Below are 11,096 nucleotides of genomic sequence, written 5' to 3'. Positions count from 1 at the left end.
CACATGGAGATGAATAAGTCAACCAATCCGTTATCCGAATCATTCGATCTGTAAACCGCATTCGACCAACATGTCAGGTCTTCGTCGTGCGCGGACATCTGGAGATCGGGTGCGAGAAAGGGAGCGTAACTAATGCCTGGTTGTGCTGATCGAGCCCGTCAGGTTGATGGTGGATGTCTTGATCGACCAGGCCTGATTCTGATCGAAACGCACAGCCGGCCGCTCGTGCGTCAGCGGTGTTGTCCCGATAGAACAGTAAATGTAAAGCGAAGGACCTAAAAAAACTCGTTTCACGGTGCGAGCGCGTCAGACTAGATTCGATCACACCCATCCCGATCTCGTGCACCACGAAGACATGCCATGCCCAATCTCGACGTCCTTTTCAGTTCCTGCAAGCTGAACGGCCTCAGCCTGGCGAATCGCATCGTCATGGCGCCGATGACACGCTCCAGGTCTCCGGGCGGTGTGCCGACCGCGGAGGTCGCCAGCTACTATCGGCGCCGCGCCGAGAATGGCGTCGGTCTCATCATTACAGAGGCGGCCGGGATCGACCGTCCGGCTGCGCTGAACGAGCCTGATATGCCGCGCTTTCATGGCGAAGCGGCGCTCGCGCGCTGGAAGAACGTAGTGAACGAGGTGCACGGGGCAGGTGGGCGCATCGTGCCGCAGTTGGTTCATGTGGGACACAAGCTCTCTAACCTCACCCCGTTTTGGAAACCATCCGCACCTTACGAAAGCCCCTCGGGAATTTCCGTGGTGGGCGAGCGCATCAGTCAGCCGATGAGTGACGCTGATGTGGCTCATGCCATCGACGCCTTCGCGCGCGCAGCGTCGGATGCCGAGCGGCTCAAAAGACTTCAGTGCCCGACTTGCAGAAACGCCGAAGGCGCTGGAACAGTGGCTTGCCGTGCTCGTCGAAGCGGGCGCGGACGCTTTCCATCTCTCGCAGCCAAAATTCTGGCAGCCGGCCTTCCCCGAGATCGATGGTGAACTGAACCTTGCCGGCTGGGCAAAGAAGCTCACAGGTGTCACCGCGATAACCGTCGGCGCTGTCGGTCTGTCGGGTGACGTCTACGAATCCTTCGGGGGCAAGATCGCGCAACGGACGCCGCTCGACGAACTGCTCAAGCGGCTGGAGCGCGACGAGTTCGATCTGGTGGCGGTCGGACGCCCGTTGCTGCAGGACCCCGCCTGGCTCGAGAAGGTACGGCAAAATCGCGTCGAGCAGATTGCCGACTTCACGCCCGGCGCGTTTGCCACCATGAGTTAATCATCACTGTGGGCGCGCCCAGGGTGACGATTGCCAAGGAGCTCGACCAGCCGTGTCTCGCATTCTGAAAACGAGTACCCGCGCCGGTGCGAGATCATGAACGTGAGGGGGCGCATGTGCCATGCGCGCCGTTGGAGTTCGACAAGAGTTCCCTTCGCGAGATCTTCCTCAACCATATGGCGCGGCATGTGCCCCCAGCACAAGCCTCCCCTGAGCAGATCATGCTTCGCGCCGAGGTCATTCACCCACCACTGGCGCTCGCTGGCGACCCCCTGTTGCGTCTTTTCGGCATCGGGCTGATTGTCGGTTACGACGAGCTGGATGTGCCGGCCAAATTCTTCCCGCGGGATCTGCCCCGCGATTGCGGCCAGCGGATGCGATGGCGCACAGACGGTCACCATGTGGGCGTCACATAAATGCTGCCTTTCCATGGTGGCTGGGCTCAACTCCGACACGTCCGTGATCGTCACCGCCAACGCACACGTGCCTTCGATCACCAGACGCTCGCCGCCCTGCATGGTCGTCATGCGCAGATTGATTGCCACCGTCGGAAAGTCCGCCTGCAGGGTGCGCAGGCATTCGATGAGGTGCGCACGCGGAAAGTAGGTATCCACGGCAATCGAGACCTGTGGGACCCCGGCTTCAGCAATCGAAACCGCGCGCATCTTCATTTCCTCGGTGCGCGAAATCACCCCACGAGCATCGGGCAGGAGGCTGCGGCCCGCGGCCGTAAGCGTCGCTTTGCGGGTGTTGCGCTCGAACAGCACTACATCGAAGGCACTCTCGAGCGCGTTGATCGCGTGACTGATCGCCGACTGTGCGCGCCTCAGCTCCCGTGCAGCCCCGGAAAAGCTTCCTTGGTCACACACGGCGACGAAGGCCCGCAGTTGATTGATGGTGACGTTGTCGAGCATAGGTATCTAAAGAGTAGATCGCAGACATACATCTTTCGTCAATTGGCTTCATGAATCAAGAGATCCACAATCTTCCTTGTCGACTTTTGTTTCGAAGGATGCATGCCATGAACAGACTCAATGGAAAGACCGCCGTGATCACAGGTGGCGGCACGGGTATCGGCCGCGCCGCCGCCAGGCGTTTCATCGAGGAGGGCGCCTTCGTCTTCATCTTCGGCCGCCGGCAGAAATCGCTCGACGCCGCTATGGCCGACCTCGGGCCGAACGCCCGCGCAGTGAACGGCTCGGTCTCCAACCTGGCCGACCTCGACCGGCTCTACACGGCGGTCAAGGCCGAGCGCGGAAGCCTCGACATCGTCTTCGCCAATGCTGGGACGGGAAGCCCGCTTCCTCTCGGCCAGATCACCGCTGCGCACATTGATGACACCTTCGACACCAATGTGAAGGGGACGATCTTTACGGTCCAGCAGGCGCTGCCGCTGATGGGAAGAGGCGGATCGATCATCCTGACCGGATCGAGCGCCGGCACCACGGGAGCCCCTGGATTCTCGGCCTACAGCGCGAGCAAGGCAGCGGTGCGCAACCTCGCCCGGACCTGGGCGGAGGACCTGAAGGGCACCGGCATCCGGGTCAACGTGCTGTCGCCCGGGGCGACGGCGACCGAACTAGCCAGGGAGGCGCTGGGCGAAGAGGGCCAGAAGGCCTACGGTGCGATGACGCCGCTTCAGCGTATGGCCGAACCGGCGGAGATCGGGGCGGTCGCCGCCTTTCTCGCGTCGTCGGACAGCAGCTTCATGACCGCCAGCGAGGTCGCCGTTGACGGTGGCCTGGCACAACTCTGAGGAGAAAGATCAAATGACACAATCGCTACAGGGCAAAACAGCGCTCGTTACCGGGGCATCACGGGGCATTGGCCGCGCCATCGCAGAACGTCTTGCAAAGGACGGTGCGACTGTCGCGCTCACGTACAACGCCAGCAAATCCAGCGCCCAGGAGGCGATCGCGGCCATCGAGAAAGCGGGGGGCACCGCGTTCGCGATCCATGCGGATCTCGTTGATCCGGTGACCGTCCCGGCCTTGTTCGAGAGACTCGACGACGAGTTCACCAAGCGCAACGGAAGCAAAGCCCTCGACATTCTGGTCAACAACGCTGGCAATTCCGGCTGGGTTGGCTTCAAGGACGCGACGCCGGAGAGTTGGGACACCCTGATGGCGGTCTACGCCCGCGCGCCCTTCTTCATCATTCAGGCCGCTCTCGATCGTCTCGCCGATGGTGGACGCATCATCAACATTTCTTCCGCTGCCGCCACGAAGCCCGTGACGGCGGCGCCCGTCTACTCGATGGCGAAAGCGGCCATCAACACCCTGACCCATACGCTCGCAATCGAGCTGGGGCCGCGTGGCATCACCGCGAACGCCGTAGCGCCGGGATTCACGCGGACGGATGCGAACGCCGATTTTCGGCAGAATCCCGAACTCGTCAAGGCGGCCGAGGCCCAAATCGCACTGGGCCGCTTTGGCGAGCCTTCGGAAATCGCCGCCGTCGTGGCGTTCCTGGCCTCCGATGACGGCCATTGGGTGACCGGCCAAACGATTGAAGCGAGCGGCGGTTACAAGCTCTGACCGCGCCGGGAAACGAAGGAGAAACCTATGAACTACGCCATCGTTGGCTTCGGCAAGATCGGCCACGCGCTTGCCAAGGCGTTCGCCCGCAACGGCATCGAAGTGGCCGTTGCAACTACGCGCGACCCCGAGAGCTTTGCAGCCGATGCGGCCGCGATCGGACCTACGATCATTCCCAAAACCCTGGCGGAAGCCGTCAAGGCGGACATCATCTTTTTGGCAGTCCGTTTCGAGTCGCACCCGGAGGTCGCAAAAGCACTGCACAACTGGAAGGGGAAGACCGTCATCGACGCGATGAACACGCAGGCCCCGCTCGAGCAACTGGGCGGTCGCCCGTCCTCTGCTTTCATCGCGAAGGTGTTCACCGGAGCCAGAGTGGTGAAAGGCTTCAACCATCTGGTCGCTGCCGTCCTTGGCCAGGACCCGGCCGTACACGGTGGCAGGAGGGTGGTGTTCCTGGCGAGCGACGATGACGACGCTGCAGCGGAGATTGGTACGCTTGCGGAAAAGCTCGGTTTCGCGCACATCCAACTCGGCAGGCTTTCTGAAGGCGGACTCCTGGTGCATGCGCGCGGGAAAAGCTGGGGTCACCTGATCTTCAAGGACTTGATCGCGTTCGACCGATGAATGGTAGTGTTCGCGGTGCGGCTGGGTGGCGCGAAGCGTACCAAACGCGCGCGGGCGGTGTTTATGCGGGTTCTTCGATGGCGAGCTCGAAGCCTTCGTCGAGCCAGCCCGTTATGCCGCCGATCATCAACTTTACGGGTCTCCCGAGCTGCGCGAGGCGAATCGCACCGCGCGTCGCGCCATTGCAATGCGGCCCGGCACAGTACGTCACGAATAACGTCTCGGCGGGATAAGCGGCGAGTTTCGATGCAACGATCTTGCCATGTGGCAGGTTGACTGCGCCCGGTAGGTGGCCGCTCGCATAGAGCGCAGGGCTGCGCACGTCGAGTAGCACGAAGTCCGCGGGCTCTGGGCCTGTGATTGCGGAATGGACGTCGGCGCAGTCGGTTTCGAAGTGCAGCGATGCGGTGAAATGCGCGAGTGCATCGGTGCTTTCGGCAGCGGGAACGGTGAATACCGGCGACATGATCTGGCTCCTGAGTGTCGTTTAACAGAGTCCTTATTGTGCGAGGCATGCCGCACGCCATGCCACCGGCGCGATTGCCAATATCCGGTAACATCGCGCCATGAACGAATCGACCACACATCTAGTTGCGGCGCTTGCCTACGACAAGCTTTGCACCTTTGAATTCGGCTGCGTGACGGAGTTCTTCGCACTCGAGCGGCCGGAACTGGGCGTCGACTGGTATCGCTTCGCGGTGTGCGCAGCGGAGCGGGGACCCCTGCGGGCAGCGGGTGGAATCACGCTGCAAGCGCCCTATACGCTCGCCATGCTCGACCGGGCGCAAACCATCGTCATACCGGGCTGGCGCGATCCGGACGAGAGCCCGCCCGCGCCGCTGCTCAGGAAGCTGCGCGCCGCTTACGCGCGCGGGGCGCGTCTGTGCTCGATCTGTTCTGGCGTATTCGTGCTCGCGGCTGCGGGCGTGCTTGACGGCAAGCGTGCAACGACCCACTGGCGCTATGCGGAGCGCTTGCAACAGCGCTATCCAGACGTTCGCGTTGAGCCGTACGCGCTCTATGTCGATGAGGGGCAGATTCTGACTTCGGCGGGGTCCGCCGCCGGGCTCGATATGCTGCTGCACCTCGTGCGGCGCGATCATGGGGGCGCGGTGGCCAACCGCGTGGCGCAGCGGCTCGTGGTTGCGCCGCATCGAGAGGGTGGTCAGGCGCAATTCGTGCCGCGTCCCATGCCGCGCGACGAAGGCAGCCGCCTCGCGCGGCTGATGGATTGGGTGCGCGCGAATCCGCGCCGCGCGCACAGTATCGAATCGCTGGCGGCCAGGGCGGCGATGAGTCCACGCACGCTGCAACGCCAGTTTCGCGAGGCGACCGGCATGGGGCCGTATGAATGGGTCCTGCGCGAACGCGTGGCCGTGGCGCGCGATCTGCTGGAGTCTCGGCCGCGCCTTACCATCGCACGTGTGGCCGAGCTTGCGGGCTTTGGGTCCGAGGAATCGATGCGGCGGCACTTCAGGCGGATTGCACTCACCAGCCCAACGGCGTATCGGGCGAAGTTCGGCAGCAGCGACGGTTGAGGAGCGGCCTGCGGATCGCACCGCGGGTCGAAAAAAAAGCTTGACCTGGAGTGCACTCGAAGTCTCAACATCCTTCACGTCGATGAGGAGAAGCGCATGAAGATTGGCGAACTGGCCGCGCTCACGGGCCTTTCGGCCCACACGATCCGCTATTACGAGCGCATCGGGCTGATTCCCTATGCCGTGCGCGACGAGACGGGCCAGCGCGCCTACGACCGCTCGGTGCTCGACTGGATCGGTTTCCTGGGACGCCTGAAAACCACGGGCATGCCGATCCAGGGCATGCTGCGCTACGCGCAACTGCGCGCGGCGGGCCCGGCAACCGAGCGCGAGCGTGGCGAATTGCTGGCTGCGCATCGCGACGCGGTGCGTGCGCAAGTGGCCGAACTGGAGGCGTGTCTTCTCGTCCTCGACAAAAAGATCGAAGGTTATGTCCACGCCATGCAAAGGAACGAGAATGCACGAAACGACGAAAGCGGCCAGCGCCGCCCAGCAGGAAAGCCGCCTCGCAAGAGGCCGGCGCATGTTGTCGGCGATTGACGGCCGCGCCGGCGAGAACGTGATTCAGTCGCTTGCCGACATTGCGCCGGATTTCGCCCAGTATTTGCTCGAGTTTGGCTTTGGCGACATCTACGCGAGGCCCGGCCTCGACTTGCGCTCGCGCGAAATCGCCACCATCGCGGCGCTCACGGCCATCGGCCACGCGCAGCCGCAGCTCAAGGTGCATCTTGCCGCAGGCCTGAATGTGGGGCTCACGCGCGAGGAGATCGTCGAGACGATCATGCAGATGGCCCTGTACGCGGGATTTCCCGCTGCGCTCAACGGCCTGTTCGCGGCGCGCGAGGTGTTCGCCCGCGAGCCCTGAAGCCTGGGCGCGCGGCAGATACGTGTCCTCCATCAGGAAACGCAAAACGCCTGCTGTCACGATTGAGGTCACGCGTGAGGCGACGATTGGGAGGAGCGCCAGCGCCCGGCGCTCCGTATCGGCTCGGTGCGGTGCAATGCGCCTCAGTGCCCGGCGATCTGGCCGCCGTCCACGTGGAGGATCTCGCCCGTCACGAACGGTGCCGAATCGAGGTAGAGGATGGCGTTCACGATATCGCTCATCTCGCCCATATGGCCCATCGGATGCAGCGCGCCAAGCGCCGCATGGGTTTCGGGCGCGTGCATCGGCGACTTGATGATGCCGGGAGAAACCGCGTTTGCACGAATGCCGCGCTTTGCGTACTCGATGGCAAGCGAGCGCGTTGCGGCCGCGAGACCGCCCTTGGTCAGCGAGGCCAGCACCGACGGCACGCCGTCGATCGCGTGATCGACGAGCGTCGTCGTGATCGTGACGACGTGTCCGCTCTGCTGCTTTTCCATTTCGGCAATGGCGAGCTGCGTGATATGGAAGAAACCGCCGAGATTGATGCCCGTGATCGTGGCGTAGTCTTCCGCCGTGTATTGCGTGAACGGCTTTGCCACGAAGATGCCAGCGTTGTTGACGAGAGTATCGACGCGGCCAAAGCGCGACACGGCCGTCTCGATCACACGGCGAGCCGTGGCCGGGTCGGCGATGTCGCCGGCCACGGCCACGAGATTTTCATCGTCGGTCTGCTTGATGTTGCGCGACGTCGCGACCACGTTGTAGCCCAGTGTGCGGAATGCCCTGGCAGTTTCCGCGCCGATGCCTTGCGATGCGCCCGTGACGACGACGACTTTGGATGAGTTGCTCATATCGAACCTCGAAGTAAGTTGGACCTGCGATCTGATCGGGCTGCTTGCTGCACCGATGACGGTCAATCTACGCATCCGCGCTCCGGTTTTGAATACCAGGCGCGGACAAACAGTTGTGACGCGAGGGAACAAGTCGAGCGCCATGACGCCTGGAAGTCAGAAGAGCGCCAGTTCGGGGATCGAAGCTCCTTTGCCTGCGTGCGCGGCGCGCACGAAACGCTCGATATTGGCCGTCGATGACGAGGGGAATTCAAATGGCGGCCATGCGAGCCTTGAGCCGTGGCGACATGTAATCGAGAAACGCGCGCAGCTTCAACGGCAGGGGCGCTTGTCCGGCATGCACGAGACTGACGGGCAGCGGCGCCGCTTCGAATGCGTCGAGCACGACGCGAAGCTCGTTGGCACGCACGGCGTCCGCAACCTGGTAGGAGAGCACACGTATCAGCCCCACGCCGAGAATCGCGGCGTTGATGGCGGCGTCCGCCGTATTGACGGCGAGTCGCGAATGAACCGGCACGGACTGCGCCGACTTCCCGGAGCCGAAAGACCACGCGCGCACGGACGCCAGGGCCTCGAAGGCAATGCACGGGTGACCGGCGACATCCGCGGGGACGGCGGGGGTGCCATGCGCCGCGAGATAGGCGGGGCTTGCGCAGATGACCCGGCGGACCGCGCCGACTCGCGTCGCGACCAGCGTGCTATCGGGCAACTCGCCAATGCGGATCGCGACGTCCGCGTGCTCATCCATCAGGTGAACTACACGATCGGTAAGCACGAGATTGATGTCGATCTCGGGATAGTGCGCGAGAAACTCCGCGATCACCGGCACCGCATGCAAGCGGCCAAACGCGATGGGCGCGGTGACCACGAGTTCTCCCCTGGGCGCGGCGTATTCGCCCGTTGCGGCGCGCTCGGCTTCACCGATGTCTTCGAGAATGCGCCGGCAGGCGGCCACGTAAGCGCTCCCGGCCTCCGTCAATGAAAGCTTTCGGGTCGTGCGGTGAAAGAGGCGCGTCTTGAGGTGCGATTCCAGTTCTCCCACCTTGCGGCTGACCGTTGCGAGCGGCATGTCGAGGCGCCGTGCGGCAGCCGAGAGACTGCCCGCATCGGCGACCGAAACGAGGACGGCCATGGCTTCCAGGCGGTTCATGGACCCTGCCGGATAGTGGAAGAATGAATCTCGATCGTGGGCGATTCTCCTGGTAAATGCAAGCGCGTAACGCTTAGATGCGGTACGTCGTTAGCGACGCAACTGCTCCTCGACCGTTTTCGCCATCGGCGACTCGATGTCGCCCGTATGCTTCGTCTGCACCGGCTCGATCAGCACGATCCAGCATTCGTCCTGGGCCACCGGGTTGTGCAGCGTGCCGCGAGGCACCACGTGCATCGAACCTGCCGGCAATTCGACCGCACGACCGTGTTCGTATTCGATTTTCAGATGGCCGCGAACGACGAAGAACAATTCATCTTCGTGCGCATGATCGTGCCACACGAACTGGCCGCGCACTTTCGCGATCTTTACGTATTGATCGTTGACCTGGGCCACGACTTTCGGTGACCAATATTCGTTCACGTCGCTGAATGCGGCTTCGAGATTGAATGATTCGGCAAATGGATTCATCGCTGCACCCTTCTCCACAGGTTAGTTCGCGCGCCATAGTCGACGTGCATCATCTACGGCCACAGATTCACCCCCATGGTCAACGATGCTGCGCCAAGCGGGTAGCACGCGCGACGCCATGGAGGACTGCGACCAGGCCGAGGCTACGCGCAACGGCCGCGCGCGTCTTGAACGATCGTGATGGCGCGCCGATTCGCACTTGGCGTTCGGACACGGTCCCGCCGGCCTTGCGAACGGCCACTCAAAATCCGCGACCGCGCATTTTCCGCCAGGATGGATGTGCCCCACGCGGGAAGCGTGCCGCATGAACGATTCACGTCGGCGCGAATGCGTGGAACGGTTGTTGCCAAAGCCGTCACAGGAGCGCAAGCATGAATGCAAACGATATGAAAAATTGGATCGTCGCGATGTTGGTGGGGGGCATCGCTGTCTGCGCGACGTTCGCGAACGCACAAACCGGCACCGGTGCGTCTGACGCTGCATCCGCGCAGGCCGAGCCGGCCGCGGCGGCTTCGCAGGCGAGCCGCCCGGATAGTGCGCTGGTGCGTGATGTCCGCCGGGCCTTCACGCGCACGACCGGGCTCAATTCGTCGAACATTCACGTCACGGCACGCGACGGCGTCGTGACGTTGACGGGATCGGTGCCGCGTGAATCGCAAATTCAGCGGGCCGGCGACGCAGCACAGTCGGTCCGCGGAGTCACGGAAGTGTCGAACAAACTCACGCTGCGAACGAGTCGGGGCAGCGGGCCTTGAGCGAGCGGGCTCGCTGATGGCAAACAGGATTCACGGCGCTCGCGCGAGGCGCAGGATCAAGCCGCCGTGTTTCGAAGGATCCCGGTGGCGCGCGCGCCGTTCAGGATGCGCAGCCAGCGCGCGGGCGCGATGCCGAAGGTCTTCGTGAAGTGGCGCGTCATGTGGCTCTGGTCGGTGAACCCCGCGCTGGCCGCGACCTGGGCGAGCGCCACGCCGCGCAGCATCATCGCGCGCGCGGCGTCGAGCCGCCGCTGTGTCAGGTAGCGATAGGGGCTCGTGCCGTAGAACACGCGAAAGTCGCGCGACAGGCTCCAGCGGTCGCGTCCCACGGCAAGCTCGAGCGATTCGAGCGAGACCGCTTGATGGCATTGCGCGTCGAGGTACTCGCGGGCGCGTCGCACGCTTGCGAAGTCCCCTGTCGAGCGCGCCGGCGCCGTGCCCGCGACCGCGGCGAGCGCGTGCGCCAGTTCCGCGAGCGCGTCGCCCTGCTCGAAAGGATCGAGGCCTTGCGAGATCTGCTGCAACAGCGCATCGGTTGCCGCCCACAGACGCGGGTCACCCGTCACGCCGCCCTCGATGAACGGGAGCGCGCGCCCGCCCAGCACCTCCTGGAACAACGCGGGCTGCACATAGATCATGCGGTAGCGAAAACCTTCGCCGGTTCCCGCGTGGCCGTCGTGCGGCTCGTCGGGGTGCAGCACCATCGTCTGGCCGGGCAGGCTGTGGGTCGTGCTGCGCCGGTAATTGAAGCTCTGGACGCCGGCCAGCGTGCGGCCGATCGCATAGGTGTCGTGGCGATGCATCGCATACGCCTTGCCCTGGAAGAAGGCTTCGATTCGTTCGACGCCTTCAACGGGTTCGGCTCGCAGCAGCCAGTCGTTGCGGTGCTGGGGATCGATCGGATTCATGGCAGTGGACTCGGTGCGGCGCCGCGCGGCAGGAGCCGGCTGCGGCGGCTCCGGGATTGTGGCACAGCCGCGTCGCGCCCGCCGGCATCGCGTGGGGCGATATGGCCGATGCAATCGCTTG

General features: G+C 63.7%; 14 protein-coding genes and 1 pseudogene. 9 read left to right on the top strand and 6 right to left on the bottom strand.

What is annotated here, in order from left to right:
* Positions 1 to 360: 360 nt before the first annotated feature.
* Together BMI01S_RS43260 and BMI01S_RS43255 are read left to right on the top strand one after the other, a co-directional pair.
* Positions 361 to 780 (top strand): annotated as a pseudogene (locus BMI01S_RS43260) (oxidoreductase); the annotation flags it as partial.
* Between the two features lie 13 nt (positions 781 to 793).
* On the top strand, positions 794 to 1,270 hold the full coding sequence (locus BMI01S_RS43255) for a beta/alpha barrel domain-containing protein (protein ID WP_238328093.1): 477 nt from the start codon (positions 794 to 796) through the stop codon (positions 1,268 to 1,270).
* On the opposite strand, the gene BMI01S_RS28490 is transcribed toward BMI01S_RS43255, so the two are convergent.
* On the bottom strand, positions 1,267 to 2,184 hold the full coding sequence (locus BMI01S_RS28490) for a LysR family transcriptional regulator (protein ID WP_028232083.1): 918 nt from the start codon (positions 2,182 to 2,184) through the stop codon (positions 1,267 to 1,269). The two genes, BMI01S_RS43255 and BMI01S_RS28490, sit on opposite strands and share 4 nt — an antisense overlap.
* 107 nt (positions 2,185 to 2,291) lie before the next feature.
* Here BMI01S_RS28490 and BMI01S_RS28485 point away from each other — a divergent pair, with 107 nt between their 5' ends.
* Genes BMI01S_RS28485 through BMI01S_RS28475 form a run of 3 tightly spaced genes read left to right on the top strand, consistent with a single transcriptional unit; the run spans position 2,292 to position 4,434 of the window.
* Positions 2,292 to 3,026: an SDR family NAD(P)-dependent oxidoreductase gene (locus BMI01S_RS28485; RefSeq protein WP_028232084.1), complete on the top strand. Its 735-nt coding sequence runs from the start codon at positions 2,292 to 2,294 to the stop codon at positions 3,024 to 3,026.
* Positions 3,027 to 3,039: 13 nt separating this feature from the next.
* Entirely contained in the window at positions 3,040 to 3,807 is a 768-nt protein-coding gene (locus BMI01S_RS28480; protein WP_028232085.1) for an SDR family NAD(P)-dependent oxidoreductase, read from the top strand.
* 27 nt (positions 3,808 to 3,834) lie between these two features.
* Positions 3,835 to 4,434, top strand: coding sequence for an NADPH-dependent F420 reductase (locus tag BMI01S_RS28475; protein WP_028232086.1), 600 nt, complete (start codon positions 3,835 to 3,837; stop codon positions 4,432 to 4,434).
* A gap of 61 nt (positions 4,435 to 4,495) precedes the next feature.
* Here the strand turns inward: BMI01S_RS28475 and BMI01S_RS28470 are convergent, their stop codons facing one another.
* Positions 4,496 to 4,900, bottom strand: coding sequence for a rhodanese-like domain-containing protein (locus BMI01S_RS28470; RefSeq protein ID WP_028232087.1), 405 nt, complete (start codon positions 4,898 to 4,900; stop codon positions 4,496 to 4,498).
* A gap of 100 nt (positions 4,901 to 5,000) precedes the next feature.
* Here BMI01S_RS28470 and ftrA point away from each other — a divergent pair, with 100 nt between their 5' ends.
* The 3 genes from ftrA (at position 5,001) to BMI01S_RS28455 (ending at position 6,837) form a co-directional block, all read left to right on the top strand.
* Positions 5,001 to 5,972, top strand: a complete 972-nt coding sequence (ftrA, locus tag BMI01S_RS28465; RefSeq protein WP_028214436.1) for a transcriptional regulator FtrA — start codon at positions 5,001 to 5,003, stop codon at positions 5,970 to 5,972.
* A 96-nt stretch (positions 5,973 to 6,068) separates the two neighbouring features.
* Positions 6,069 to 6,512: a MerR family transcriptional regulator gene (locus BMI01S_RS28460; RefSeq protein WP_028214435.1), complete on the top strand. Its 444-nt coding sequence runs from the start codon at positions 6,069 to 6,071 to the stop codon at positions 6,510 to 6,512.
* Positions 6,430 to 6,837 (top strand): carboxymuconolactone decarboxylase family protein, encoded by a 408-nt coding sequence (locus BMI01S_RS28455; protein WP_036020779.1) that lies wholly within the window; start codon positions 6,430 to 6,432, stop codon positions 6,835 to 6,837. The genes BMI01S_RS28460 and BMI01S_RS28455 overlap by 83 nt, the downstream gene beginning before the upstream one ends.
* Before the next feature lie 143 nt (positions 6,838 to 6,980).
* Here the strand turns inward: BMI01S_RS28455 and BMI01S_RS28450 are convergent, their stop codons facing one another.
* The 3 genes from BMI01S_RS28450 to BMI01S_RS28440 form a co-directional block, all read right to left on the bottom strand.
* Positions 6,981 to 7,691 carry an SDR family NAD(P)-dependent oxidoreductase gene (locus BMI01S_RS28450; protein WP_028214433.1) on the bottom strand — a complete coding sequence of 237 codons (711 nt, stop codon included), beginning with the start codon at positions 7,689 to 7,691 and terminating at the stop codon, positions 6,981 to 6,983.
* Between the two features lie 250 nt (positions 7,692 to 7,941).
* Positions 7,942 to 8,841 carry a LysR family transcriptional regulator gene (locus BMI01S_RS28445; RefSeq protein ID WP_028232088.1) on the bottom strand — a complete coding sequence of 300 codons (900 nt, stop codon included), beginning with the start codon at positions 8,839 to 8,841 and terminating at the stop codon, positions 7,942 to 7,944.
* Between the two features lie 90 nt (positions 8,842 to 8,931).
* Positions 8,932 to 9,312 (bottom strand): cupin domain-containing protein, encoded by a 381-nt coding sequence (locus tag BMI01S_RS28440; protein ID WP_036020775.1) that lies wholly within the window; start codon positions 9,310 to 9,312, stop codon positions 8,932 to 8,934.
* A gap of 371 nt (positions 9,313 to 9,683) precedes the next feature.
* Between BMI01S_RS28440 and BMI01S_RS28435 the strand changes: the two genes are divergently transcribed.
* Positions 9,684 to 10,067 (top strand): BON domain-containing protein, encoded by a 384-nt coding sequence (locus tag BMI01S_RS28435; protein ID WP_028214430.1) that lies wholly within the window; start codon positions 9,684 to 9,686, stop codon positions 10,065 to 10,067.
* Between the two features lie 56 nt (positions 10,068 to 10,123).
* On the opposite strand, the gene BMI01S_RS28430 is transcribed toward BMI01S_RS28435, so the two are convergent.
* A complete protein-coding gene (locus tag BMI01S_RS28430) occupies positions 10,124 to 10,975 on the bottom strand; it encodes an AraC family transcriptional regulator (RefSeq protein ID WP_028214429.1) in 852 nt (283 codons plus the stop codon).
* Between the last annotated feature and the right edge of the window lie 121 nt (positions 10,976 to 11,096).

Source organism: Paraburkholderia mimosarum LMG 23256 = NBRC 106338, from assembly GCF_000739815.1.
GTDB classification, from domain to species: Bacteria; Pseudomonadota; Gammaproteobacteria; order Burkholderiales; family Burkholderiaceae; genus Paraburkholderia; species Paraburkholderia mimosarum.
This window is presented reverse-complemented; position numbering and strand designations above follow the sequence as displayed.

Excerpts from the sequence above, each read along its gene's own strand:
- ftrA (WP_028214436.1), top strand. The coding sequence starts at position 5,001 with ATGAACGAATCGACCACACATCTAGTTGCGGCGCTTGCCTACGACAAG.
- BMI01S_RS28485 (WP_028232084.1), top strand. The coding sequence starts at position 2,292 with ATGAACAGACTCAATGGAAAGACCGCCGTGATCACAGGTGGCGGCACG.
- BMI01S_RS28435 (WP_028214430.1), top strand. The coding sequence starts at position 9,684 with ATGAATGCAAACGATATGAAAAATTGGATCGTCGCGATGTTGGTGGGG.
- BMI01S_RS28470 (WP_028232087.1), bottom strand. The coding sequence starts at position 4,900 with ATGTCGCCGGTATTCACCGTTCCCGCTGCCGAAAGCACCGATGCACTC.
- BMI01S_RS28480 (WP_028232085.1), top strand. The coding sequence starts at position 3,040 with ATGACACAATCGCTACAGGGCAAAACAGCGCTCGTTACCGGGGCATCA.
- BMI01S_RS28490 (WP_028232083.1), bottom strand. The coding sequence starts at position 2,184 with ATGCTCGACAACGTCACCATCAATCAACTGCGGGCCTTCGTCGCCGTG.
- BMI01S_RS28445 (WP_028232088.1), bottom strand. The coding sequence starts at position 8,841 with ATGAACCGCCTGGAAGCCATGGCCGTCCTCGTTTCGGTCGCCGATGCG.
- BMI01S_RS28430 (WP_028214429.1), bottom strand. The coding sequence starts at position 10,975 with ATGAATCCGATCGATCCCCAGCACCGCAACGACTGGCTGCTGCGAGCC.
- BMI01S_RS28440 (WP_036020775.1), bottom strand. The coding sequence starts at position 9,312 with ATGAATCCATTTGCCGAATCATTCAATCTCGAAGCCGCATTCAGCGAC.
- BMI01S_RS28460 (WP_028214435.1), top strand. The coding sequence starts at position 6,069 with ATGAAGATTGGCGAACTGGCCGCGCTCACGGGCCTTTCGGCCCACACG.
- BMI01S_RS28455 (WP_036020779.1), top strand. The coding sequence starts at position 6,430 with ATGCACGAAACGACGAAAGCGGCCAGCGCCGCCCAGCAGGAAAGCCGC.
- BMI01S_RS43255 (WP_238328093.1), top strand. The coding sequence starts at position 794 with ATGTGGCTCATGCCATCGACGCCTTCGCGCGCGCAGCGTCGGATGCCG.
- BMI01S_RS28475 (WP_028232086.1), top strand. The coding sequence starts at position 3,835 with ATGAACTACGCCATCGTTGGCTTCGGCAAGATCGGCCACGCGCTTGCC.
- BMI01S_RS28450 (WP_028214433.1), bottom strand. The coding sequence starts at position 7,691 with ATGAGCAACTCATCCAAAGTCGTCGTCGTCACGGGCGCATCGCAAGGC.